The sequence below is a fragment of the Qipengyuania sp. BR81-2 genome, assembly GCF_055693895.1.
Genome location: NZ_CM146344.1, coordinates 147,783 through 171,381 on the forward strand (window position 1 = coordinate 147,783; position 23,599 = coordinate 171,381).

A 23,599-nucleotide genomic window follows, 5' to 3' on the forward strand; every position below is an offset into this window, starting at 1 on the left:
TACACAACCTATGGCAACCTCAGCCAATCCCACCCGCGACGATTTCGCCGCAATGCTCGACGAGCAGCTCGGCGGCGCCGATGACGGCGGCTTCGAAGGCCGCGTCGTCAAGGGCACCGTCACTTCCATCGAAAACGGCATGGCGCACATCGATGTCGGCCTGAAGAGCGAAGGCCGCGTCGACCTCAAGGAATTCATGCGCGGCGAAGACGAGCACGGCCTCGAAGTCGGCTCGGAAGTCGAAGTTTTCGTCGACCGCATCGAGAACGCAGACGGCGAAGCAATGCTGTCGCGCGATCGTGCACGCCGCGAAGCCGCATGGGACAAGCTTGAAAGCGAGTTCGGCGAAGGCAAGCGCGTCGACGGCCGCATCTTCGGCCGCGTCAAGGGCGGCTTCACCGTCGACCTCGACGGCGCAGTGGCCTTCCTCCCCGGCTCGCAGGTCGACATCCGCCCCGTGCGCGATGTGACCCCGCTGATGGACATGCCGCAGCCCTTCCAGATCCTGAAGATGGACCGCCGCCGCGGTAATATCGTCGTCTCGCGCCGTGCGGTCCTCGAAGAGACCCGTGCAGAACAGCGCAGCGAACTGATCGACAAGCTGGCTGAAGGCCAGGTGATCGACGGCGTCGTCAAGAACATCACCGACTACGGCGCATTCGTCGACCTCGGCGGTATCGACGGCCTGCTCCACGTCACCGACATGAGCTACAAGCGCGTCAACCACCCGAGCGAGATGATCGAGATCGGCCAGACCGTGACCGTCCAGATCATCCGCATCAACGAAGAAACCCAGCGCATCAGCCTCGGCATGAAGCAGCTGGAATCGGATCCGTGGGATGGCGTTTCGGCCAAGTACCCGGTCGGCATGAAGCTGACGGGCACTGTCACCAACATCACCGAATACGGCGCATTCGTCGAAATCGAGCCGGGCATCGAAGGCCTGGTCCACGTTTCGGAAATGAGCTGGACCAAGAAGAACGTCCACCCGGGCAAGATCGTCTCGACCTCGCAGGAAGTCGAAGTCATGGTCCTCGAAGTGGACAGCGAGAAGCGCCGCATTTCGCTCGGCCTCAAGCAGGCCCAGCGCAATCCGTGGGAAGAGTTCGCCGAGAAGCACCCGGTGGGCACGAAGGTCGAAGGCGAAGTCAAGAACGCCACCGAATTCGGCCTGTTCATCGGCCTTGATGGCGACGTCGACGGCATGGTCCACATGTCGGACATCGCATGGGGCATCTCGGGCGAAGACGCTCTGGCCCTCCACCGCAAGGGCGAGCAGGTCGAAGCCGTCGTTCTCGACGTCGATGTCGACAAGGAACGCATCAGCCTCGGCATGAAGCAGCTCGAAAAGGGCGCTCCGACCGAAGCCGGCGCACAGAGCGACCTGCGCAAGAACCAGGTTGTCACCGTCACCGTCCTCGAAGTCCGCGATGGCGGCCTCGAAGTTCAGGTTGGCGAAGACGGCGCAACCGGCTTCATCAAGCGTTCGGACCTCGGCCGTGACCGCGACGAGCAGCGTCCGGATCGCTTCCAGCCCGGTGCCAAGGTCGATGCCATGGTCACCGGTTTTGACCGCTCGAAGAAGCCGACCTTCTCGATCAAGGCGCGTCAGATCGCCGAAGAGAAGGAAGCAGTTGCACAGTTCGGCTCGTCGGACTCGGGTGCATCGCTCGGCGACATCCTCGGCGAAGCGCTGAAGAAGAAGGAAGACTAAGCTCTTCCACCCTTCTCAAGGGTAATCAGGAAGGCCCGCTTGCTCATGGGAGCAGGCGGGCCTTTCCCTTTGGCAATAGCGGGCCTAGCCTCTGTCCTGAAGCAGCGAAGCGATAGGACGGACTAAAACCCATGCTCGAAGTTCACCAGTTCCCCTGCCTGTCCGACAATTACGGATTTCTCCTCCACGATCCCGACAGCGGCGAGACTGCGGCGATCGATACACCTGACGGCAAGGAGTACCTCCGTCAGGCCGAGGCCATGGGCTGGACGATCACCCAGATCTGGAACACGCACTGGCACCCAGACCACGCGGGCGGAAACAAGGACATCGTCGAGGAGACCGCCGCGAAGGTCACCGCGCCTCAAGAGGTCGAGAAGCTCAGCCCGATCGACCGCGTCGTCGGCAATGGTGACAGCGTCTCGCTGGGCGACTGGAAAGCCCGCGTGATCGACGTGTCCGGCCACACCAATGGCCACATCGCCTATCACATCGCAGAAGCCGACACGGCCTTCGTGGGCGACAGCCTCTTCGCGCTGGGCTGCGGGCGGATGTTCGAAGGCAAGCCCGAACAGTTCTGGCACAGCCTCGAGCGGATCAGGCAGCTGCCCGAGAACACGCAGCTATACTGCGCGCATGAATATACCGAGGCGAATGCGAAGTTCGCGCTGCATGCCGATCCCGACAATGCAGAGCTGCAACTCTATGCGGCGCGGGTCGAGGAAAAGCGCGCCAAGGGCGAGCCGACGGTCCCCACCGTCCTCTCACGAGAATTGGGCACAAATCCCTTCCTGCGCGCCGACAGCGCGGACATGCGCGATCGCTGGGGTGGTACCACCCCTGCCGAAACTTTCGCGGCGCTGCGCGCTGCCAAAGACAACTTCTGATCCGATGAAAGCTCTTCGGGTCACGAGCCTCAGCCCGGATCTGTCCGGCGTGGAATTGCTCGACCTCCCGCGCCCGGTGCGCAGTGAACGCGAAGTTCTGGTCAAGGTCGCGGCCGCCTCGCTCAACTATCCCGACCTGCTGATGACGCGCGGGGACTACCAGTTCAAACCCGAGCTACCCTTCACGCTCGGGCTGGAAATGGCCGGAGAGGTCGTGGAGGCAGATGCGGACAGCGGCTTCGCAGCGGGGGACCGTGTCATGGGGGGCGCCAAGACCGGTGCCTTTGCCGAATACGTGTCCCTACCCGCCCGCTTGCTCCGCAAGGTGCCCGAAGGGCTCGACATGGCGCAGGCCGCCGCGATGGGCGCAGCCTATCACACAGCCTATGTCGCGCTGGTCGAACTTGGCGGTCTCGAGGAAGGACAGAGCGTGCTGGTGCATGGGGCGAGCGGCGGCGTTGGCCTTGCCGCCTGCGATCTCGCCCGCGCGCTTGGCGCAAAGGTGATCGCGGCCACCCACCGCGAGGACAAGCTGGATGCGCTGCGCCGCATCGCGAGGCCGGATGCCGCGATCCTCAACACGGGCCGTTTTCGCGAGGAAATCTCCGCCCTAACCGATGGCCGCCTGTGCGATCTCGTGTTCGACCCGGTTGGGGGCGATGTCTTCGACGAGAGCACGCGCTGCGTAGCCTTCGGCGGCAAGCTGCTGGTGGTGGGCTTCGTCGCCGGGCGCATTCCCGAGATCGCGGTCAACATCCCGCTCATCAAGGGCTTCTCGGTCGTCGGTGTGCGTGCGGGGGAATACGCGCGGCGCTTTCCGGACCGCGGGCGGCGCGTTGCCAAGGCGGTCGACAAACTGGCTGGCGAGGGCAGGATTACACCGCATATCGATCGCACCCTTCCCCTCGCCCAATGGCGCGAGGCACTCACGGCGATGGAGCGTGGCGAGATCGTCGGGAAGATCGTGATGACCCCCTGACACGAAAAAGGGCGACCCGCGGGCCGCCCTTCTCGTTCCCATCCAGCGGGGAAAATCAGATGCCTGCGATGACCTTGTCGGCCAGGGCCTTGTCGGCTTCGGCATCGTGCTTCTCGGCGATCAGCTTGCGGCTCGCACCGGTCGCTGCGGCAACCGCGCGATTGCGCACGTCTTCGATGGCTTCGCGCTCTGCAGCAGCGATCTTGTCTTCGGCCATGCGTTTGCGACGTTCGACCATCGCCTTGCTGTCGGCTTCAGCCTTTTCGAGGATTGCGTCAGCTTCGTGCTGAGCGTTCTCGATCATCGCTTCGGCGTCCTTCTCGGCGCCAGCGATCTTGTCGGCATATTCCTTGCGGAGAGTTTCTGCCTCGGCGCGGAGCTGCTTGGCTTCTTCGAGCTGCTCCTTGATCGCGGCGATCTTGTTGTCGAGGCCACCGGCGATGGTCTTGTGAACCTTGGCACCGAAGATGGCGATCAGCAGCAGGACCAGCATTGCGACCGAGACGATCTGGTACGGGGCGAGCAGGTCGTAAAGCTTCGGCTCGACGTATTTCGCCGCGCCTGCATCAACTTCCACAACCGCTTCGGTCTGGGCCGCGTCGGTAGCGATCACTTCAGGAAGGTTTGCGTTAGCCATGAGCCATCTGCTCCTTCACCGCCTTGGTCGCGACCGGCTTGGTCACCTTCACGCCCGCGAGCGTCTTGACGATGTCCTGCGCCGCTTCGACAGCGACGTTCTCGACTTCGGCAAGCGCCTCGGTACGGGCTTCGTCGATACGCGTTTCGGCGTCGGCCAGCTTCTTGTCGATGCGCTTCTGCGCAGCGGCGAGCTTCTTCTCGGACTTGGCGGCAGCCTCGTCCTTGGCCTTGGCGACGATCCCCTGCGCGGCAGCGCGGTTTTCGTTCTCTTTCACCCGCCAGGCCTCTTCCTGCTCGTCGGCAGCGTCACGCGCGGCCTTGGCAGCGGCGAGGTCGGCAGCGATCTGGCCGTCACGCTGGGCGACGGTGTCCATCACCTTGGGCACCATGATCTTGCCGATCACGAAGAAGGTAATGCCGAAAAAGACCAGCAGCCAGAAGACCTGGCTGGACCATGTATCGGCAAGCTGTGCTATCTGGGGCATTGCAGCTCTCGAAAAGCGGGTGCGAGAAAATTGCGGGCCGGCCGGGCATCACCCGACCGGCTCAACATGGATTTCGTCGATTAGGCGACGAAGATCAGGATCATGGCAACGACGAACGCCAGCAGGCCGAGAAGCTCGGCAGCGGCGAAGCCGATGAACAGGCGGCCCTGCTGGCCGTCTGCTGCGCCCGGGTTGCGCAGTGCGCTTTCGAGGAACGAACCGAAGACGTTACCCACACCGATGGCGGCCATGCCGGCACCGATTGCAGCGAGACCGGCACCAACCAGCTTTGCAGCTTCTACTTCCATGACAAACTCCTTTGGAAAACAGGTAATTGAATTGAAAACTTAGTGAAGGTGCTCTGCATCGTTGATGTAGAGCGAGGTAAGCAGGGCGAAGACATATGCCTGGATGCCTGCCACCAGGATTTCGAGTGCGCTGATGCCGATCATCAGCAGGAAGCTCGGAAGGCCGACCAGCGCGCCGAAACCGACGCCGGCATTGGCGCCGTCGATCACGAAGCTGGAGAGAACCTTGAGCAGCACGTGGCCTGCCATCATTGCGACGAAGAGACGCAGTGCGAGGCTGAACGGGCGCACCATGAAGGAGATGAATTCGATCGGCGCGATCACGGGCACCATCGGCAGCGGCGTACCGTGCGGCACGAACAGGCTGAAGAAGTGCAGGCCATGCTTCCAGAAACCGACGATGAGGACGATCGAGAAGCTGATGATCGCGAGCACACCGGTCACGGTGAAGTGGCTGGTGAAGGTGAACGGGTGGATGCCGACGAGACCCAGCGGCAGAAGGCCGATGAGGTTGGCGATCAGGATGAACATGAAGAGGCTGAAGACATAGGGGACGTACTTGCGCCCTTCCTTGCCGATGTTCGCTTCCAGCATGTTGTCGATGAAGCCGGTGAAGGTCTCCACCATCATCTGCCAGCGCCCGGGCACCAGTTCGCGCTTCATGCCGCCAAGCACGAAGACGAAGAGCACCACTGTGGTGATGAGCATCCACATCGCACTATTGGTGAAGGCGATGTTGAAGCCGGCAATTTCCCAGCCCTGCGTTCCGCCGATCGCTTCGATCGCGAACTGCTTCATCGGGTCGACTTTGGCCTGATCGGCTGCCACGTCTGCTAATCCCTAAAACCTAAGAACAACGCCCCGGAAACCCCTTGCGGGAGTTCATTCCTCGGGGCGTTTGTTTGCCGCACGAATAATGTTCCTGAAGGCGACCACGATTCCGAGGAACAGGCCGACCAACAGACCCCAGGGCGAGGTGCCGGCGAACCAGTCAACGGTCCAGCCAATCACCGTACCACCGAGAATTCCGCCGAGCAGATCCGCCAGTACGCGGTTGCCGGAGCGATAGTTCGCATCGGCGCCGGTACCTCGCGGCTGGTTGCGCTGGTCTTCACGCTGCTGGGCGGCTGCGAGCCGCTTCTCCAGCGCGTCGATCCGCGCATCCTCCTCGACAGGTTCTCGTACGGGTTTGTCGTCGCTCATGCCTTGCTCCTTTAAGGGGGTTGCGCGGCACGGGCACGGACTTACCCGCCGAGGGCGCCGCCCCCTTAGAAGGGGGTCATTTTAGAGTCAACACGGCAGGGGTGCAAAAGGCGGCATTCCCCTTGCAAAAATGCCTCCCCCGGCATGAAGCGCGAGGGAGGCATCCTGATTTCGTTGCAACTTGGCTCTACGGGCAGCGCGAATCCCGCATGGGCGGCGCCGTAGTGCGGGTCTGCCAGCTGCCGTCAGGCGCTTGGTACTTCTCGCCCGGTGTGGTGGCCAGGATCGCCTGGCAACCGGCGGTCAGCGCATATTCCTCGATCGTCGCGTTGGTCGCCTGCGCGCGTTCGGAATAGACCGCACGGCGCTTGATGTTGATATCGTTGACGAGACGGCGAAGTTCGGCGGTCTCCGCGCCGACGATGCCTAGATAGCCGTCCATCTTCTCGCCGACCTGGCCGGCAGCGCGCGCGGCAGCATAGGCCGGATCGCGCTGCGCATGCGCAGGCGCGGCAATCCCGCCGAGGGCGAGTGCGAAAACCGCGCCGGTCAGCGCAGCCTTGGTCAGTCCTTTGGTCATCGTGTCACCCATCAGAAAATATCCGCGTTCTCTTCAATCGTATTGCCCGCATCTTCCGCGAGCCTGTAAATAACTTCCTGCCGGATGTTCACATTGAGCTCGATCACGATCGGCTTGTCGGGTGCTTCCACCGTCACACAAGCTGCCAGCGTGAGCGAGGCCAAGGCGGCCGCCGCCAGTTTCGTCTTTCCGCGCATACCCTGCTTTCCCTGTTTGCAATCAATTGTCGCAAGGCGCTCGCGGTCCGTCAATTCGTGGCTGTTCATACGCCTCACTCGCTTTCCTGGTCCTGAATAGTGGGTTCATCCGGAATCACGTCTTCCGGATCGATATCGGGCTCCGCTTCCTCGCCCGTGATGGATCTCCTGAGCCGCGTACCGTCGTCGTCGAGCAGTCCGAGCTCACGCGGATCGCGCACTGAAGCCGGGTCGTACATCGCCTTGAGCGAGGTGAGCAGCTGGTAGAACTGTGCGCGGATATTGATGCGGAACTGGATCGGCAGGTCGGCAATCTGGCGGGTGATGAAGTTCGTTTCGGCACCCTCGCCCTGGCGCACGCCGTCGAAACGCACCCGCGTGACGATCTCGCCCGTAAGCGGGCCGTCCATGATGATGCGCATCTGGCTGTAGTCGAGGCTGCGCAGCGCATCGAAAGCGAAATTGGCGATGGCCGAGAGGTCTTCGTAGGTCAGCTCGCCGACATAGGAAATATTGCCGCCCGGCGGGCGCGACAGGAGGATGCCCTCCTCAATGAAGCCGTTGCCCTCCGCATCGAAGACGATCGGCACCGTACCGTCGAAGGTTCCGGTCGCCGAGATATTCTCCAGCTCCATCTGCGCCACGAACTGGCCCGCATCGAGGCCGACGATCTCGAAGATATAGCGCCGCTCCTCGCTGACGCCGAGGTTGAGGTCGACTTCGCGCAGGATCAACCGCCCGCCCATGAAGGGCCAGCTGCCGCCCGCAACGCTCAACAGTTCGCCATCGCGCAGTTCGAAGGAAACCTCGCCATCGAGGACCTCGATCCCCGGATTGACCGAGGCGACCTTGAGCGTCTGGTTCGGAGCCGTGGTGAGGTTCAGCAGGTCGGTGAACTCGATTGTACCGCTCGCGCCCCTCACCGGACCGAATGCCGCCGCAAAATCGATATTCTCGGACGAGAATGCGCCGGTGCTGGTAACTTCGCCATCGCTCGACCAGTCGATCCTGCCGCTGCCCGTAATCACGCCATCGGCATTGGCGATCACGCCGAGGGCGAGCTGGCTGACGTCTTCGGGCTGCAATGCCTCGTCGAATCGAAGGCCTTCGATGTCGAGATTTGCATAGCCGGCGCCGGTCTCGAGGTTGTGCCGGATGTCCGCGAGCGTGACGATGCGGTCGCTTGCCGGGTTGCGCAGTGCAGCCTCGGCATCGATCACATTGTCGACGAGCGTCAGGCTCGCATTGCGCCCGACCAGCGGCTCGAAACGGTCCGGCTCCTCGCGATCGGTCAGCCGGAAAGCCCCATCGCCGACTGCGAGCCTGCCATCGGCAAAGGAGAATTCGCCGGCAATCTCGGTGAGGTCCATCGGCACGGCAGCAAGCGAAGCCGCGCCGCCCTCGAACTTCCCGGAAATCGTGTCGCCGAACTCTGCATCTATCCGCGCAAAAGCGAAGCGGCTCGCATCGCCAACGGTGCCAAGCGTGATGTCCACTTCGTTTGCGACCAGCTCTCCTGGATAGCTCATGGTGAGTGTATCCGTTTCGAGCGCGAGCGGCGTGTCTCCTAGCGAGCCTTGCAGGTTGAGCGGGCCGGTTTCGGCCGCGAAACGCAGGCCTGCCTCCCCGTAGCGAAAGATCGGCGAACCTCCCGAGGGACATATTGTCAGCCCGGGTCCGGCAAGGTTGAGCGACGCAAGTGCAAGCCTGCGGAAGCCCACGCGCGTGCATTCGCGCCACAGGGCAAGCTCTCCGCCGGGTTCCCACCGGCCTTTAACGGGCATGGACAACCCATCGACCGCTCCGCCGGGAAGCGGCCCGCTCGCTTCGATCTCTCCGGCGAAGCCCAACGCGCCGCTATCGGCTTGGGCGATAGTAATTCCCGGGATCGCAATGCGTGATCCGCCCGCTTCATAAGGTGCCATGGAGAAGCGGAAGACCGCATCGTCTCCGCCACTGCGCTCCATGCGTCCGCTGATGCGCGGAATGCCCGGCCCGCCGGTGGCAATATTGCCGGACAGACGCGTGGGCTCGTCGGCCAAAGTGCTGATCTCGAAGCGCGAGAGCGAGAGGAGGCGCGCGCCGCTTCCTCCGACGAGCTCCGCTTCGGGAAGCAGGATGAGCGATCCGCCTTCATCAGAACGATAGGTGATGCGTGCACCGAGCGAGCTGCCCCGCGTTTCGGCCTGCAGCGCCGACCCGATGCGGCGGGCGATTGGCTCCACCAAGGTGCCCTCGCCCGATGCCGCGAGCGATTGGATTGTGCCGATCGACGCGCTGCCGAGCCGCAAGCCATTCCCTTCGACATCGCTCTCGATTTCGAGGCGCGCAAAACCGTCACGAGCGCGCAGAACGCCTTCGGCAGTGATGACCGCGGCGAGCGCTTGCGGGCTCTCTGCTCCGCGAAGCGCAAAGCTGTAGCGGGCGGTCGCGTCTCCGTCGCGGAGTTGTGCCCGGACCGTTCCTGCAAGCGACTGCGCGGCCACTGACCCGTAGCGCGCACTGTCCGATCTCGATGCGTGCGGTGAAGGAAGGGTTGGTCAGTGCAGCATCGATGGCCGCATCGACCTCCGCAACAAGCCCGGAAAGGCTCGTCTCGCTGTCTGGACAGGCCATTTCCGTGGCGCGCAGAGGACCGGAGAACGATGGCTCACCGTCATCTGTCTCGATCTTTCCGAACAGGGTCGCCGCTTCCGCGCGACAATCTCCAAATGTCAGCTGCGGAGCGCTCGCCGCGAGAATGCCCGCGAAACCGTCGGACAAAGGTCCCTCGCCTTCCACCTTGAGGCCGATCGGGCCGTAATCGCTTTCGACAAGGCCCCTGCCATCCACAAGTTTCAGGTAGAAGTCGGGAAGGCCCGGAGCCGCATCACTTTCGCCGAAGACCAGCGGGTCGAGCGAACCGAAGCTCAATTCACCGTCGACGAGTGTGCCGTAGAGGCGCGGCTGCTCGAGAGTTACCGCTGAAATCTGTGGCAGGCCAAGGCGATAACGAAGGCTGACGATGACCCTCTCGGCAGTGAAATCGGGCGCTTCGGGATCGCCGAGAACGAGATTCGAGATGATCTGTGTGCGCCCGCCCACACGCTGCAGGTCGTAACTCGCCGGAATATCGTAGCCGGCGAGTTCCTCGCGGATCAGGTCGTCGACAATGCTTTCGCGGCTCGCCCATGCCGTCAGGCCGACTGCCAGCAGGACGAGGATCGACAGCCCGGGGATCGCCCAGCGCTTCTTGCGCCAGCGCGGCCGGTGAGGCTGAGCAAACTGATCGTCGGACCCTTCCATCGAACCTCACACTTGCGCCCATCGCCAGTGGAAGGCAATGCAAGGTATTGAAACGGCTTGGGGGATTATGGGTTGCCGGAGGTCGCAAAAAAGGTGCCGGGGCACGCCGGCACGGGGCACCGCGAACGCTTGCGCCAGCGGCTGCTGAAGGGCGGCACCGAAGCGCTCGCCGACTACGAGCTACTGGAATTCCTCCTGTTTTCGGCGATCAGGCAGGGCGATACGAAGCCGCTCGCCAAGCGGCTGATCGATCGTTTCGGATCGTTTTCTGCAGTGCTCGGCGCGGAGCCCGGCGCTCTCGCGCAGGTCAAGGGAATGGGAGAGGCAAGCGCGGCGGCGCTCCATGCAGTCGCCCTCGCCGCCCGACGGATGGCACGCGGTGAGGTCGAAAAGCAGCCCGTTCTCGGCAGCTGGCAATCGCTGCTCGATTATCTCGCTATCGACATGGGGCATTTGAAGCACGAGCGCGTGCGGGTGCTCTATCTCGACACGCGCAACCGGCTAATCGACGATCACCTCGCGGCAGAAGGCTCGATCGACGAAGCGGCAATCCACCCGCGCGAAGTCATCCGCCGCGCGTTCGACAAGGGCGCGAGCGCGCTGATCCTCGTCCACAACCATCCCAGCGGCGATCCCGAGCCCAGCCGGGCCGACATCCAGATCACGAACCGGATCGCCGAAGCAGGCCGCCTGTTGGGCATCACCGTGCACGACCATGTCATCGTGGGGCGCGGCAAGCATGTCTCGCTGCGCGCCAAGGGGTTGATCTAGGTTCGCCCGCTTAGCTGCCGATTGCGTATTTGGAGTATGATCCGGTCACCAGCTTGATGACCGCAACCACCAGATAGGAAACCGCCAGCGCGATCAGGAAGGCGGCTATCACAGCGAGGAGCAGCGCCCAGGCCGGATTGCTTTCAGGCACGAGCTGACCGACCAGCTTGGCGATCGGGCGCAGCAGTGGTCCATGCAGGAAGTATATCCCGAAGGAATAAGTCGCCACCTTCGTGAGGAAGCTCTTGGTGGTTTGCGACATGCTCGCGCTGGTCTTCATCAGCGCAACCAGCATAAGGGCCGCGAGTGAAAGCCGCAAAATGTAGAAGGCGCTTTCGCGAGGTATCATCGGGCCGAACTGGCCCACCCCAGTGATGTCGATGAAGATGATTGCCGCAGCTGCAAGCAAGGCCAGCGCCGCAACCTCGTATTTCCGCCGCGAGAAGAACTCGACGCTGGCGTTGGGATCACGGCCTATTACGAGACCGACTACGTATACGCCGCCAAAAAATGTCACCATCGCCGGGGTCACCTCGGTATCGGTCCGCGAGATGAAGAGCGGCAGGATCATCAGCACGAGGGCGAGCGCGAAAAGGGATTTCTGTGTCACGATCCTGAGCAGCACGGGGCTGATCACGTAGAGGATCATGATGACCGGGATGTACCAGAGCGTGTTCCACGCCTCCCCCATGAGGACATTGAATGCGATCTCGCCGAGCGCACTACTGACCGAGGGCACTACTCCGGTCCGCAGGTAATCTTGCGTGAGGAAAAGCAGGGTCAGCCCCGTGCTCACCAGCGCAAAGGGAATCCAGACGAACTCCACGCGCGAGCGCAGGAAACTACCATGCGGCTTGCGGTGTAGCCGGTAAGCGTAAAGTATCCCGCTGATCAGTGCGAAATAGACTGTCGCATCGTGCGACACGATATGCACCAGCGTGCGCACAGGGGAGAATCCCACCTCGAGTCCCGATACACCGCGCAGCAGGACCGCATTGCCCGAGTGGATCATGACCACGAACAGGATCGCTACGCCCCGGAACAGGTCGAGATAGTCGAGGTAAGGCGGCGGCGACTTAGGAGCGTCCGACGCATTCCGTTCTTTGAGCGGTGTCTCCACGTTCATTGCTGCGCGCCCCCTCTCGTATTGTGCCGCGAGCCTTCCCTGATCAGGACGCTCGGCAATTCGCGTTCCATCATCGATCCGGGAGGGTGGGGACAACAGACATCCGGATCTGAGGTTTTCTCGTGGTGCAGGGTCGGGACGTTGACGAGAAGGCCCAGTATCGCTGCTAGCCAGACCCAAATCGCGATGCGCGGAACGCCGGGTGCGGCTGCGAAGAACAGTGCGATGAGCCACTGCGGACTGTAAAGCAGCGCCTCGTCGGGATTGAAGTAGAGGTAGAAGAGCAAGATCGCGCTGGCTGCGGCAAGCAGGGCGAAAGTTTCCGTGCGTTCGCTCGAACGTATCGCCCGTACCAGCGAGGCGACAAGCAGCGAAGCCATAGCCAGATAGGCTGCAAGATGGAGCGGACGTGCTCCGAACTGTACGAGGTCGGCAAAGATGAACCTGCAGCGCAGGAACTCGTAAGGTGCGACAAAGGAAAACACGAAACTCGTGGCGAGGAAGTCGGCGAGAACCTGCGGGTCGGTGAAATGGGAGAAGCTTGCGAAGCGCTCCAGGTAGTCTCCGTGCCAAAGGAGCCCGTCTTCGCCCTCTGCCGCCACTGCCGGCGCTACGACGGCGAGTAGGACAAGGGCGAGAGGCACAATAATGCAGAGGGCAAATTTGCGGAGATCGGCGACCACCTCTGCCTTCCTGAGAAGGCATGCGAAATACACGAGGAGGAAAGCCGCTGCCGGTGCGTTTGCGAGAGCGAGTCCGGCACCGACGACACCGGCAACGCTGGCGCTGATGAGGGAATTCGCCCGCGCCTTCTCGGCAGCAATCGGCAGCAGTAGGCAGGCAATGCAAATCGCAAGGAGCGTGACGCCATAGCTCTCGGCCATGCCGAAATGCGTCGCAACTCCCAGCGTGGAGAGCACGAGGAGGGTCAGGCCCGCCGCAACCGCCTTGGCGTTACCCGCCCTGCGGAAGTAGGCGAAGGCCAGCACCGCCGCGCAAGCCTGGACAAGCGATAGCGCAAGAGTGGCGGCAAGAGCCTGCGAAATGCCCAGCCAGATGAGGGGCTGCGCCAAGATCGCAATCATTACCACCGCCAGCGCGTGCTTGTGCACCCTGAGGCCGAGGAAATTCCCTTCTTCGAGATAGCGCCAGATCGACACGGTGTCGGCGCCAAGCACGCAATTGTTGACCGTGATTGCGTCGCGGCTGACCTCGATCCGAAAGACCGATACCGCCATCACGACCATGCCAAGCGCGAGTGCCAGAATAATGTCACGGCGTTCAATGGCGGAAAAATCCCGCCGCAAGAGGAAGGCCATGCCTCCCTCACCCGAAGTTGGTTGGTCGCCCGCCAAGCGCGGCTACCAGGCCAGCAAGGACACGAGGAACACGCCGACACCGCACAACTGGCTCATCGGGTCGCGCAACGTATAAACGACCGGATCGGTGTGGATCTTGCCGCGGTTCGCCAGCAGCAACATACGGATCAGCCAGAAGATCAGCAGCGGAACGATCACCCACAAGATGCGGGGCTGGCTGAAGTTCTGCGTGACGTCAGGCGATCCGATGAAACGCATCAGGATGGCCATAGAGCTCAATCCCGCGGCAGCCGCGATTGCCAGCATTACCGGATAGTCGCCGACTGTATAGGAGCGCCCCAGTAATCTCTGCTGCGGCCCGTTTCCGAGGCGAGCGAGCTCTGAACAGCGCTTTACCGTAGCCAGCGAGAGGAACAGCAGGCACGAGAACGCGAGGATCCAGTCGGAGGAATCGAGCCCCTCGAACTGCGCGCCTATCGCTTCGTCGCCAGCTATGACGCGCAGCACGTAAAGACATGCGATGACGACGATATCGAGACCGAGCATCCGCTTGAGGCGTAGGGTATAGGCGATCGACACAAGGACGTACGCAGCCAGCACCATGCCGAAAGCGATGGGCAATAGTGCGGCGAGCCCTGCCCCAAACAGGAGAAGCGGCACAATCACGAACCAGCCGGTCGATGGCTGCAAGTCACCGCTCGCGAAGGGCCGGAGCCGCTTCGTCTCGTGCAGTTCGTCGACCTCGCGGTCGAGGATGTCGTTGAAGATGTATGTGGCCGAGGCGACGAGACTGAAGGAAAAGAACGCGATTGCTGCGTCGCGAATGTCGGCGAGATCAAACTCGTGCGAAATGATCAGCGGAACGAAGATCAGGAAGTTCTTGGACCATTGGTGCAGCCTCATGGCCGATATGATCGAGCCCGCAAGCGAGGTCGCCGCCGCGGGTCGTTCGCGCGCCATCTCTCTCCTCACACCCGAATCCGAATTGCTCGTCATCCCGGCCCTCCGGATGGACGCGAGGATGAGGCAGCGGGAGCGCCATTTTCGAAATCGGTAGTTGCCACTTGCCGGAGCTCCCCGCCTGCGGCCAGCTCACTCCCCTCACGAAGCCGACCTTCCAGCGAAGCTTACGCCGCACAAAATCCAGTATAAATTACCCTTAAAGCTGGAACTGACCATTACGGGACCCTCTTTCGAGTAGGGTTGATCCTTCCCCGGCCCTCAATTGCGCCCGCACTTGAATTGCGACCACTACCGCTCTAGCGGCGCAGGCAATTCCCTCACGCCCAATTCCAGTCCGGAGTCTCACATGGTCCCCCGCTACGCCCGCCCCGCAATGACCGCGATCTGGGAGCCGGAAGCGAAGTATCGCATCTGGTTCGAAATCGAGGCGCATGCGACCGAGAAACTGGGCGAGTTGGGCGTTGTCCCGAAGAGCGCCGCCAAGGCGCTGTGGGACTGGTGGGCCACGAACCCGAAAATCGACGTCGAGGCCATCGACGCGATTGAAGCAGTGACCAAGCACGACGTCATCGCCTTCCTAACCTGGGTGGCAGAAAACGTCGGCGAGGAAGCGCGCTTCATGCACCAGGGCATGACCAGCTCGGACGTGCTCGACACGACGCTGGCCGTCCAGCTCGCCCGCTCGACCGACCTTCTGCTCGAAGACCTCGACGACCTGCTCGCCGCGATCAAGCGCCGTGCTGAAGAGCACAAGTACACGCCAACCATCGGCCGCAGCCACGGTATCCACGCAGAACCAGTGACCTTCGGTCTGAAGCTCGCGCAGGCCTATGCCGAATTCGACCGCTGCAAGACCCGCCTGATCGCTGCGCGCGAGGAAATCGCGACCTGTGCGATCTCGGGCGCGGTAGGCACCTTCGCCAATATCGACCCGAGCGTGGAGGAATATGTCGCCGAAAAGCTGGGCCTGAAGCCCGAACCGGTCTCGACACAGGTCATCCCGCGCGACCGCCACGCGATGTATTTCGCAACGCTCGCCGTGATCGCAGGCTCGATCGAGCGCGTTGCCGTCGAAGTCCGCCATCTCCAGCGCACCGAAGTGCTCGAAGCGGAAGAGTTCTTCTCCAAGGGCCAGAAGGGTTCGAGCGCGATGCCGCACAAGCGCAACCCGATCCTCACCGAGAACCTCACCGGCCAGGCGCGCATGATCCGCGCCTATGCCATGCCCGCGCTGGAAAACGTCGCGCTGTGGCACGAGCGCGACATTTCGCACTCCTCGGTCGAGCGCTTCATCGGTCCGGATGCGACGATCACGCTCGATTTCGCCCTCGCCCGCCTTACCGGCGTCGTCGACAAGCTGCTCGTATACCCCGAGCGCATGCAGGCGAACATGGACCGCATGGGCGGCCTCATCCACTCGCAGCGCGTCCTGCTCGCCCTCACCCAGAACGGCGTGAGCCGCGAGGATGCCTATCGCCTCGTGCAGCGCAACGCGATGAAGGTGTGGGAATCGGACGGCAAACTCATGCTGCTCGACCTGCTGAAGCAGGACGAGGAAGTGACCGCCGCGCTGACGAACGAACAGCTCGAGGAACGCTTCGACCTCGATTACCACTTCAAGCAGGTGGACACGATCTTCGAGCGCGTGTTCGGCTAGACGCAAGGCTTTTCGCCGCCTAGCATCGCGCAAACAGAAGACGGGAGCTGTGTGCCAATGCAAATCGTAAGAACGGTCCTGTGGATCCTGCTGCTGGTGGGCGTACTCGCCTTCTCCTTCGGCAATTGGGACCGCCAGATCGACGTGCGCATCTGGCCCGGCATCGTGTGGGACACGCGCGTTCCGGCGCTCGTGATCGTATCCTTCATTCTCGGCCTGCTGCCGATGTGGATATACCACCGCGGTGTACGCTGGCGCCAGAGCCGCCGGATTACGGCGCTCGAGACTGCGACGCAGAAAATGGCTTCGCCCAAGCCAGACGCCGATACCACGGCGGCGCGCCCCTACCCACCCAAGCAGGCCGTGCCCGCAGAACCTGCAAACCCGGTCGATCCGGAACCCGCGCCGAAGTCATGAGCAATCCCATCTTCCTTGCTCTCGACGTCCCGCGGCTGGACGATGCGGTAGCGCTTGCCGAGAAGGTCAAGCAGCATGTCGGCGGCATCAAGCTGGGTCTTGAGTTCTTCAACGCTCACGGCGCACACGGCGTGCACATGGTCTCGCAGCTAGGACTGCCCATCTTCCTCGACCTGAAGCTCCACGACATTCCGAACACGGTTGCCGGGGCCATGCAGGCAATCCACGTGCTCGAACCGGCCATCGTCACGATCCATGCAAGCGGAGGGCGCGCGATGATGGAAGACGCGAAGGCCGCCGCTGGAGAGAACACCAAGGTCGTCGCGGTCACCATGCTGACCAGCCTCGACGAGCGCGATCTCAAGTCGATGGGCGTCGGCGGTACGCCGCACGATCACGTCATGCGGTTGGCCGACCTCGCGCATACGTCCGGCCTCGACGGCGTCGTGTGCTCGGGCCACGAAATCAAGGCAGTGCACGACCAGTGGAAGGACGGCTTCTTCGTCGTCCCCGGCCTACGCCCCGAAGGCAGCACTACGGGCGACCAGAAGCGCGTCGTCACTCCCCGCCAGGCCCGCGATGACGGCGCCAGCGTACTTGTGATCGGCCGACCAATCAGCCGCGCGGAAGACCCTGCACAGGCCGCCCGCGCTATCGAGGCGACGCTTTGACGGCATTCGGGACGGCGTCTCCTACAGATGCCCGCGAATTCAAGGACCTGATCGAGAGCGCCTATCGCGGCGACAGTGCACGTCAGGGCTGGAATCACGAAGCCGACATCCTCGACGACGAGCGGACCTCGATTGAAGACATCGAGCGGGTACTGGCCGACCCGAAAGTTACCTTCACAATTGCCCGCAGCGATGCAGGAGCGATCATCGGCTGTGTTGCCGTGACGCGAAAGGACGACAGGCTCGGCTACCTCGGCATGCTCTGCGTGTTGCCAACGCTGCAGTCGGGCGGTTTCGGCAGCGGCCTGCTGGCTGCTGCGGAAGGCAGCGCACGGGATATCGGGCTCGGCGCCATGGAAATGACCGTCATCTCGCAGCGCAGCTCGCTCATCGAACGGTATAAGCGGCGCGCCTATGCGGACACGGGCGAAAGACGCCCCTTTCCCGTCCCTCGCGATCCGCCGCTCGAGTTCGTGGTGCTGGAAAAGAGCCTCACGGCTTCATAGATGGCAGCTGCATGATGAGCAAAATCAAGATCTGCGGCATATCGACGCCCGAAACGCTCGACGCGGTCATTGACGCGCGAGCCGAGTTCGTAGGCTTCAACTTCTACCCGCCGAGCCCGCGCCACGTATCCCTGCAGGACCTCTCGGCGCTCGCCGCCCGCGCCGGCTCGCGTGTCGCCAAGGTCGGCGTCTTCGTGAATGCCGATGACGTGTTGATCGGTGCGGCGGTCGAGGCGGGCCAGCTCGACGCAATCCAGCTCCATGGTGAAGAAACTCCCGCCCGCGCTGCCGAGCTCAAGCAACGCTTCGGAATTCCCGTCTGGAAAGTTATCCCGGTCGCAACCTCGGCCGATATCGCCAGAAGTGCCGAGTATCGTGGGGCCGTCGACTTCATGCTCTTCGATGCGAAGACCCCGAAGGACGCCGTACTTCCCGGCGGCATGGGCCTGCGGTTCGACTGGACGCTGCTGTCCGGCCTCGATGCCGGCATGCCCTGGGGGCTCGCCGGTGGGCTTACTCCTGCCAATGTCGCCGACGCCATCGAGCGGACGGGAGCGCCGCTGGTCGACACCTCTTCGGGCGTCGAAACCGGCCCGGGCGAGAAGGATCCCGATGCCATAGCGGCCTTCTGCGCGGCGGTCCGGAAGGCCTGACGCGTAAAGAAAAAGGGGCGGTACCGCATTTGCGGCCCGCCCCTCGCAATCGCTTTGCTCCAGACCTTAGAAGGTCAGGCCGACAACTGCGTTCAGTGCGTCTGCGTCGACGAAATCGTCGAAGTAGTGACGGTATTCCGCACCGAGGTAGAGGCTGTCACCCAGATTGTGGTGGTAGCCGGCACCAAGGTGCCATGCGTCGCCGCCATCGTCGGTCAGCGTGAAGTTGTAACCACCGGTTGCAAAGAGCTTGCCGTCTTCACCGACCTTGAGGCCGAGGCGTGCGGTCGTGCCAATGAGGACTTCCGCGCCGTCGACGAGGATCTTGTCGCCCGACAGCTCGACGCCGGCGAAAGCGGTCTCGCCGAGATCGAAGTCGTAGCCGACAGCTGCGCCGAGGGTGGCTTCGCTGAAATCTTCGACCCAGATCACACCGCCGCGTACTTCGGCGCGGACTTCGCCGCCTTCATCTTCGGCTGCTGCCGGGGTGGCGACAGCAGCGGCTGCCACTGCGGCGAGGAGTGCGAGCTTACGCATAATCAGTATTTCCCTTTTTGGTTTTTTGCTCCCGCATCGGCGGGGGCGCGGCCCATTGCCGCCCTCCCTGATTGGTTCAACCGATTGTAACATCAGGTGAACCACACTGGACTAACCTGTTGCCAATACGCGATTTTTTGCGCCTTGAGCATGTCATTTGTTACATGCCACAGAAAGGAAACTTCCAAGCTCACCGGATCGCTTGGCCGACTCCGCTTGACGCAGTGCAATATCCTGCTATTCGCGCGCTTCGCTAATTGGCCCCGCACCCCGGTGAAGCGGTGGCCGCGTCGAATTCCTCGGAAATCGGCGGTGCGATGCCGGGTTGGATGGCCGCCGATGGGGTGGCTCAGCAAATTGAAGGAAAGACTTATGTCGAAGCGCAAGAGCGCCAAGTACAAACTCGACCGCCGGATGGGCGAAAACATCTGGGGTCGTCCGAATTCGCCGGTCAACAAGCGTTCCTACGGCCCGGGCCAGCACGGTCAGCGCCGCAAGGGCAAGATGAGCGACTTCGGTCTGCAGCTCCGCGCCAAGCAGAAGCTCAAGGGCTACTACGGCGACGTTACCGAGAAGCAGTTCAAGCGCACCTACACCGAAGCTTCGAAGATGAAGGGCGACACCGGTCAGAACCTGATCGGCCTGCTCGAGCAGCGTCTCGACATGGTCGTCTACCGCGCCAAGTTCGCACCGACCATCTTCGCTGCCCGCCAGATCGTGAGCCACGGCCACATCTACCTGAACGGCGTGAAGACCAACATCGCATCGGCACGTGTCCGCGTCGGCGACGTCGTCAGCCTCGGCAGCAAGGCCAAGGAAATGGCTCTCGTCATCGAAGCCCAGAGCCTGCCCGAGCGTGAAATTCCCGACTACGTCGCTCCCGACGGCAACGACAAGGTGACCTTCACTCGCGTGCCGAAGCTCGACGAAGTGCCCTATCCGGTCACCATGGAACCGAACCTCGTGGTCGAGTTCTACTCGCGCTAAGAGATCGGGAAACCGAACATGAAAGGGCGGTCCTTCGGGGCCGCCCTTTTCGTTTGTGGCCGGTCAGGAATGGGCGCGCCTGAGCGACCAGAACACCATGGCGCAGATCATCGCGGTGATCAGCCCGCCCCAGAACCAGTAGGGCAGGAACAGCGCCTGCGAGATCACGCCAGTGTCGGACAGCTGCGCCTGGCCTCCGCGCACGAAGCCTTCGCTGAAGAGATAGCCGAAGTCGCGGTAGATGCTGATGCAGCCCTGGACGCCGAGGAATTGCACGGCGAACCGGCGCCACTGCTCGCGCCCCTTGAATGCGATCGCGAGGCTCGCCACGCCCAGGAGCGGAAGCACGATCCAGCCGGTCATCGACCTCACCCAGATCAGCGTCGACCCGATCAGGACGAGGCCCAGGATCACCAGCGCCGATCGTGTTGCTGCACGCCGTGCTGAAGCGAGGATCAGGAGGCATCCGGCAATCGTGGGACCAAGCAGCCCCGCCCCCGCAATCATCGCCTGCGAAAACCTCGATGGCGAATCCGTTGTGGTGTAAAGCGCGTAGCCCGAGCCGTTCTGGAAGATCACCAGCCGCTCGAAATCGTAACCGAAAGCCAATGCCGCCAGCCCGTGCCCCATCTCGTGGAACCAGGTGGCGAGGATGCTGAAGGGATAAAGCAGGTAACCGCCATAGGGCGAACCCCACAGCAGGATCGAACACGCGCCCATGACGACCAGCAGGGTGATTTCACGTCGCCCTGCCTCGCTGCGATAGGAAGGCGGTCGGTAGCCGTTGTTCACTCTCGGCCGCCATTCAGCCATGCTGTCGCTCCCGTATTCGCCTCAAGCGGCGGCTTCCTTACCGTTTTCGAGGTAGGGATCGAGACTGCCGAAATCCAGTCGCTCCTTGCCATGCAGCTCCAGCGACTTTTCGGCTAAGGCACGATCTCCTCGCCATCCCACGCGAATTGCCGCCCGCTTTGTTCAGGGCCGATGCCGTCCAGCACATCGAGCAGGCTGGATGCGGAGAATTCCGGCGTGAACAGCTTGCCTTCGGGCACGTTGCGCTGGAACGGCTCGCTCAGCTGCGTGTCAACCGTGCCGGGATGGAGCGTGACGCAGAAAGCATCGGGCTTCTTGCGGGCCAGTTCGACCGAATAGGTGCGCATGAGCATGACCAGCGCCGCCTTGCTCGCCCGGTAGGAATACCAGCCGCCCAGCCGGTTGTCGCCGATGCTGCCGACGCGGGCCGCAAGCGCTGCAAAGCCGGCCCTCCCTTCGTCGGGTAGAAGCGGGAGGAAGTGCTTGGCGACCAGCGCCGGGCCAATGCTGTTGATCGCGAAATTTCGCGCAAGCATCTCGGCATCTATCTGCCGCCAGTCCTTCTCCGGGCCGGATTTGCCCTCGTGCAGGAAACCGGTCGCGACGAGGACAAGGTCTACGTCCCCTGCCGCCCCGATGCGTTTCGCGGCCTCTGCGATGCTCTGTTCGTTTTCAAGGTCGAGATGCGCCTCGCCAGAGGCGCTGCGCGAGAGGCGGTGGACCTCAACCCCGCCCTGCTCGAGCCGGTCGGCAAGCGCGGCACCGATGCCTCCGGAGGCACCGACGACGACCGCTCGCCGCCAGCCCATCAGTCGCCCTGCCCGAGGTAATCGCGCCGGAAATCGGCGGCGAAGGCTGCAAAGCGTCCTTCGGAGATTGCGTCGCGCATCGCCTGCATCAGTTGCTGGTAGAAGGCGATATTGTGCTCGGTCATGAGCATCGCGCCGAGTATTTCCTGCGATTTCACGAGGTGATGCAGATAAGCGCGGCTGTAAGTGCCGCAGGTATCGCATCTGCAACGCGCGTCGAGCGGCTCCTGGTCCTCGGCGAAACGAGCGTTGCGAAGGTTCAGCGGCCCATCCCAGGTGAAGGCTTGCCCGTTACGGCCCGAACGGCTCGGCAGCACGCAATCGAACATGTCGACCCCGCGTTCGACTGCGCCGACGAGATCGTCGGGCTTGCCGACGCCCATCAGGTAGCGCGGACGGTCTTCGAGAAGCTGCCCGGGCGCGAAATCGAGCGTGGCGAACATCGCCTCCTGCCCCTCGCCCACGGCAAGGCCGCCGATCGCATAACCGTCGAAACCGATATCGGTGAGTTTCTCGGCGCTGATCCTACGCAGCTCCTCGTCGAGTGCGCCCTGCTGGATGCCGAAGAGAGCCGAGCGCTCGGCGTGCTCGCCACCGGCATCGAACCCGTCGCGACTGCGCTTCGCCCAGCGCATCGACATTTCCATGCTCGCGGCGATCTCGTTACGCGGGCGGTCGGCACGAGGGCATTCGTCGAAGGCCATCACGATATCGCTGCCGAGCAGGCGCTGGATCTCCATGCTTCGCTCGGGCGTGAGCATGTGCTTCGAGCCGTCGATATGGCTGCGAAACTCGACACCCTTCTCGGTCAGCTTCCTCAGGTCCGAAAGGCTCATCACCTGGTAGCCGCCGCTATCGGTGAGGATCGGCCGCTTCCAGTTCATGAACTTGTGCAGTCCGCCCAGCTTGGCGACGCGCTCGGCACCGGGGCGGAGCATCAGGTGATAGGTATTGCCGAGGATTATATCGGCGCCGGTCTTGCGCACGGTCTCGGGCTTCATCGCCTTGACCGTTGCCGCCGTGCCGACGGGCATGAAGGCCGGCGTGCGGATATCGCCGCGCATCATGCGGATCGTGCCCGTTCGGGCAGCACCATCGCGGGCGTGAATGTCGAAAGCGAAACGAGTGCCCATGGAGGTCAGAATCCGTAGATCACGGTGAAACGCGTGAGCGTGTCGGTCGACACTGCGCCAGCCGGCGGATTGCTGTCGTAATCGACGGCGTATGACAGGCGGCTGCGCAGGCTGTCGGAGATCTTGAAATCGAGCCCGCTGACGAGGTTGATGCTGGTGTTCGATCCGTCGACCAGCACCTGCACTTCGCCGCCACCTTCGGCCACGGCATTCGCATCCTGCGTGAAGGTCAGGCCCTTGAAAATCTCCCAGTCGAAATCGGCACCGAAGAGCCCCGCGATGCGGCTGTTGCTGGTTCCGTCGCTGAACTCGGTAACGCGCCATGCGGGACCGGCCTTGATCGAGAGCTTGAGCCCCTCGTTGTCGACCAGCTTGTAGCCAAGGCCACCGGACAGCGCGTAGCGGGCGTCGAAGCCCTGAAGCTCGTCGCGCTCGAACTGGGCAAGGCCATAAACGAACATGCTTTCGTTGAACTGCCAGCGCGGTTCGTAGGCGGCGAGGAACTGTTCGCGGCTGGTGACGCCGTTCTGGCGCTGGTAATCGACGCGGGCGCGCAGTCGGTGACTCCAGTCGATGCCTTCGCGCTTGAGCTTGAGCCCCGCTGCGATGCCGACCGAGTCCGTGTTGCCGCTCGACTGGAACGCCCCGACTTCGCCCTCGCCGCTCCAGAGCTCGAAAATGCCCGCTTCACGGATCGCCAGCTCCTTGGCGGCCGCAGCTTCGGCGGCGGCGACCTGCTGGGCAGCCTTCCATTCGGCCTCGATCGCATCGAGAGTTTCGGCTTCTTCGGGGTTGGTCGTGCGGGCCAATTCCAGCACCGTCGCGACCTTCTGCGCATCGCCGGTGGCGATCGCAGCATCGATCATGGCCAGAACGCCTTCGGGAAGCTCTGCGGCAGCGGGTATGGCAGCCGCTAGCAGGGCCGGGGCGAGGAGATAGCGATAAGTCCTGATACGCATG

General features: G+C 62.8%; 27 protein-coding genes. 10 read left to right on the forward strand and 17 right to left on the reverse strand.

Going from position 1 to position 23,599, the window contains the following annotated elements; all coding sequences use genetic code 11:
• Positions 1-10 precede the first annotated feature (10 nt).
• The 3 genes from rpsA to ACZ1G8_RS00740 all read left to right on the forward strand — a co-directional run bounded on the left by rpsA (position 11) and on the right by ACZ1G8_RS00740 (position 3,580).
• A complete protein-coding gene (rpsA, locus tag ACZ1G8_RS00730; protein ID WP_472679954.1) occupies positions 11-1,714 on the forward strand; it encodes a 30S ribosomal protein S1 in 1,704 nt (567 codons plus the stop codon).
• Positions 1,715-1,845: 131 nt separating this feature from the next.
• Complete coding sequence (gene gloB / locus ACZ1G8_RS00735) at positions 1,846-2,601, forward strand: hydroxyacylglutathione hydrolase (RefSeq protein ID WP_472679955.1); 756 nt, start codon at positions 1,846-1,848, stop codon at positions 2,599-2,601.
• A gap of 4 nt (positions 2,602-2,605) precedes the next feature.
• The gene (locus tag ACZ1G8_RS00740) at positions 2,606-3,580 is read left to right on the forward strand and encodes an NADPH:quinone oxidoreductase family protein (RefSeq protein ID WP_472679956.1); all 975 of its coding nucleotides are present in this window, start codon (positions 2,606-2,608) and stop codon (positions 3,578-3,580) included.
• A 55-nt stretch (positions 3,581-3,635) separates the two neighbouring features.
• On the opposite strand, the gene ACZ1G8_RS00745 is transcribed toward ACZ1G8_RS00740, so the two are convergent.
• From ACZ1G8_RS00745 to ACZ1G8_RS00785, 9 genes are all read right to left on the reverse strand, one after another.
• A complete protein-coding gene (locus ACZ1G8_RS00745) occupies positions 3,636-4,217 on the reverse strand; it encodes a F0F1 ATP synthase subunit B family protein (protein ID WP_472679957.1) in 582 nt (193 codons plus the stop codon).
• Positions 4,210-4,704, reverse strand: a complete 495-nt coding sequence (locus ACZ1G8_RS00750) for a F0F1 ATP synthase subunit B family protein (RefSeq protein ID WP_472679958.1) — start codon at positions 4,702-4,704, stop codon at positions 4,210-4,212. The genes ACZ1G8_RS00745 and ACZ1G8_RS00750 overlap by 8 nt, the downstream gene beginning before the upstream one ends.
• Positions 4,705-4,784: 80 nt before the next feature.
• Positions 4,785-5,012, reverse strand: coding sequence for a F0F1 ATP synthase subunit C (locus tag ACZ1G8_RS00755; protein WP_040964046.1), 228 nt, complete (start codon positions 5,010-5,012; stop codon positions 4,785-4,787).
• Positions 5,013-5,051: 39 nt separating this feature from the next.
• The gene (locus ACZ1G8_RS00760; RefSeq protein ID WP_472681276.1) at positions 5,052-5,810 is read right to left on the reverse strand and encodes a F0F1 ATP synthase subunit A; all 759 of its coding nucleotides are present in this window, start codon (positions 5,808-5,810) and stop codon (positions 5,052-5,054) included.
• Positions 5,811-5,894: 84 nt separating this feature from the next.
• A complete protein-coding gene (locus ACZ1G8_RS00765; protein ID WP_472679959.1) occupies positions 5,895-6,215 on the reverse strand; it encodes an AtpZ/AtpI family protein in 321 nt (106 codons plus the stop codon).
• 187 nt (positions 6,216-6,402) lie between these two features.
• Positions 6,403-6,795, reverse strand: a complete 393-nt coding sequence (locus ACZ1G8_RS00770) for a YdbL family probable chaperone protein (RefSeq protein ID WP_472679960.1) — start codon at positions 6,793-6,795, stop codon at positions 6,403-6,405.
• Positions 6,796-6,806: 11 nt separating this feature from the next.
• Positions 6,807-7,061 carry a YnbE family lipoprotein gene (locus tag ACZ1G8_RS00775; RefSeq protein WP_472679961.1) on the reverse strand — a complete coding sequence of 85 codons (255 nt, stop codon included), beginning with the start codon at positions 7,059-7,061 and terminating at the stop codon, positions 6,807-6,809.
• A 5-nt stretch (positions 7,062-7,066) separates the two neighbouring features.
• Positions 7,067-9,361: an intermembrane phospholipid transport protein YdbH family protein gene (locus ACZ1G8_RS00780; protein WP_472681277.1), complete on the reverse strand. Its 2,295-nt coding sequence runs from the start codon at positions 9,359-9,361 to the stop codon at positions 7,067-7,069.
• A complete protein-coding gene (locus tag ACZ1G8_RS00785) occupies positions 9,330-10,277 on the reverse strand; it encodes an intermembrane phospholipid transport protein YdbH family protein (protein WP_472679962.1) in 948 nt (315 codons plus the stop codon). Before ACZ1G8_RS00785 ends, ACZ1G8_RS00780 begins: the two co-directional genes overlap by 32 nt.
• Positions 10,278-10,370: 93 nt before the next feature.
• Between ACZ1G8_RS00785 and radC the strand changes: the two genes are divergently transcribed.
• A complete protein-coding gene (gene radC / locus ACZ1G8_RS00790) occupies positions 10,371-11,048 on the forward strand; it encodes a RadC family protein (protein ID WP_472679963.1) in 678 nt (225 codons plus the stop codon).
• A gap of 10 nt (positions 11,049-11,058) precedes the next feature.
• On the opposite strand, the gene ACZ1G8_RS00795 is transcribed toward radC, so the two are convergent.
• The 3 genes from ACZ1G8_RS00795 to ACZ1G8_RS00805 are packed head-to-tail and all read right to left on the reverse strand — an operon-like array spanning position 11,059 to position 14,396.
• Positions 11,059-12,174 carry an acyltransferase gene (locus tag ACZ1G8_RS00795; protein WP_472679964.1) on the reverse strand — a complete coding sequence of 372 codons (1,116 nt, stop codon included), beginning with the start codon at positions 12,172-12,174 and terminating at the stop codon, positions 11,059-11,061.
• Positions 12,171-13,493, reverse strand: a complete 1,323-nt coding sequence (locus ACZ1G8_RS00800) for a hypothetical protein (RefSeq protein WP_472679965.1) — start codon at positions 13,491-13,493, stop codon at positions 12,171-12,173. Before ACZ1G8_RS00800 ends, ACZ1G8_RS00795 begins: the two co-directional genes overlap by 4 nt.
• A gap of 42 nt (positions 13,494-13,535) precedes the next feature.
• On the reverse strand, positions 13,536-14,396 hold the full coding sequence (locus ACZ1G8_RS00805; protein WP_472679966.1) for a UbiA family prenyltransferase: 861 nt from the start codon (positions 14,394-14,396) through the stop codon (positions 13,536-13,538).
• Positions 14,397-14,802: 406 nt separating this feature from the next.
• On the opposite strand from ACZ1G8_RS00805, the gene purB reads away from it, so the two are divergent.
• From purB to ACZ1G8_RS00830, 5 genes are read left to right on the forward strand one after another with little or no spacing between them, the layout of a single operon-like run.
• The gene (purB, locus tag ACZ1G8_RS00810; protein WP_472679967.1) at positions 14,803-16,113 is read left to right on the forward strand and encodes an adenylosuccinate lyase; all 1,311 of its coding nucleotides are present in this window, start codon (positions 14,803-14,805) and stop codon (positions 16,111-16,113) included.
• A gap of 57 nt (positions 16,114-16,170) precedes the next feature.
• Positions 16,171-16,530, forward strand: a complete 360-nt coding sequence (locus ACZ1G8_RS00815; protein ID WP_472679968.1) for a hypothetical protein — start codon at positions 16,171-16,173, stop codon at positions 16,528-16,530.
• Positions 16,527-17,201, forward strand: coding sequence for an orotidine-5'-phosphate decarboxylase (pyrF, locus tag ACZ1G8_RS00820; protein WP_472679969.1), 675 nt, complete (start codon positions 16,527-16,529; stop codon positions 17,199-17,201). The genes ACZ1G8_RS00815 and pyrF overlap by 4 nt, the downstream gene beginning before the upstream one ends.
• Positions 17,198-17,707, forward strand: a complete 510-nt coding sequence (locus tag ACZ1G8_RS00825) for a GNAT family N-acetyltransferase (protein WP_472679970.1) — start codon at positions 17,198-17,200, stop codon at positions 17,705-17,707. Before pyrF ends, ACZ1G8_RS00825 begins: the two co-directional genes overlap by 4 nt.
• 11 nt (positions 17,708-17,718) lie before the next feature.
• Positions 17,719-18,360 (forward strand): phosphoribosylanthranilate isomerase, encoded by a 642-nt coding sequence (locus tag ACZ1G8_RS00830; protein ID WP_472679971.1) that lies wholly within the window; start codon positions 17,719-17,721, stop codon positions 18,358-18,360.
• 66 nt (positions 18,361-18,426) lie between these two features.
• Here the strand turns inward: ACZ1G8_RS00830 and ACZ1G8_RS00835 are convergent, their stop codons facing one another.
• On the reverse strand, positions 18,427-18,897 hold the full coding sequence (locus tag ACZ1G8_RS00835) for an outer membrane protein (RefSeq protein ID WP_472679972.1): 471 nt from the start codon (positions 18,895-18,897) through the stop codon (positions 18,427-18,429).
• Between the two features lie 372 nt (positions 18,898-19,269).
• Between ACZ1G8_RS00835 and rpsD the strand changes: the two genes are divergently transcribed.
• Positions 19,270-19,884 carry a 30S ribosomal protein S4 gene (gene rpsD / locus ACZ1G8_RS00840; protein ID WP_221428211.1) on the forward strand — a complete coding sequence of 205 codons (615 nt, stop codon included), beginning with the start codon at positions 19,270-19,272 and terminating at the stop codon, positions 19,882-19,884.
• Between the two features lie 63 nt (positions 19,885-19,947).
• On the opposite strand, the gene ACZ1G8_RS00845 is transcribed toward rpsD, so the two are convergent.
• The 4 genes from ACZ1G8_RS00845 to ACZ1G8_RS00860 form a co-directional block, all read right to left on the reverse strand.
• Entirely contained in the window at positions 19,948-20,697 is a 750-nt protein-coding gene (locus tag ACZ1G8_RS00845; RefSeq protein ID WP_472679973.1) for a M50 family metallopeptidase, read from the reverse strand.
• 113 nt (positions 20,698-20,810) lie between these two features.
• Positions 20,811-21,506: an SDR family NAD(P)-dependent oxidoreductase gene (locus ACZ1G8_RS00850; protein ID WP_472679974.1), complete on the reverse strand. Its 696-nt coding sequence runs from the start codon at positions 21,504-21,506 to the stop codon at positions 20,811-20,813.
• Positions 21,506-22,639, reverse strand: a complete 1,134-nt coding sequence (tgt, locus tag ACZ1G8_RS00855) for a tRNA guanosine(34) transglycosylase Tgt (RefSeq protein WP_472679975.1) — start codon at positions 22,637-22,639, stop codon at positions 21,506-21,508. Before tgt ends, ACZ1G8_RS00850 begins: the two co-directional genes overlap by 1 nt.
• Before the next feature lie 5 nt (positions 22,640-22,644).
• Complete coding sequence (locus tag ACZ1G8_RS00860) at positions 22,645-23,598, reverse strand: DUF481 domain-containing protein (protein WP_472679976.1); 954 nt, start codon at positions 23,596-23,598, stop codon at positions 22,645-22,647.
• Position 23,599: the final 1 nt, after the last annotated feature.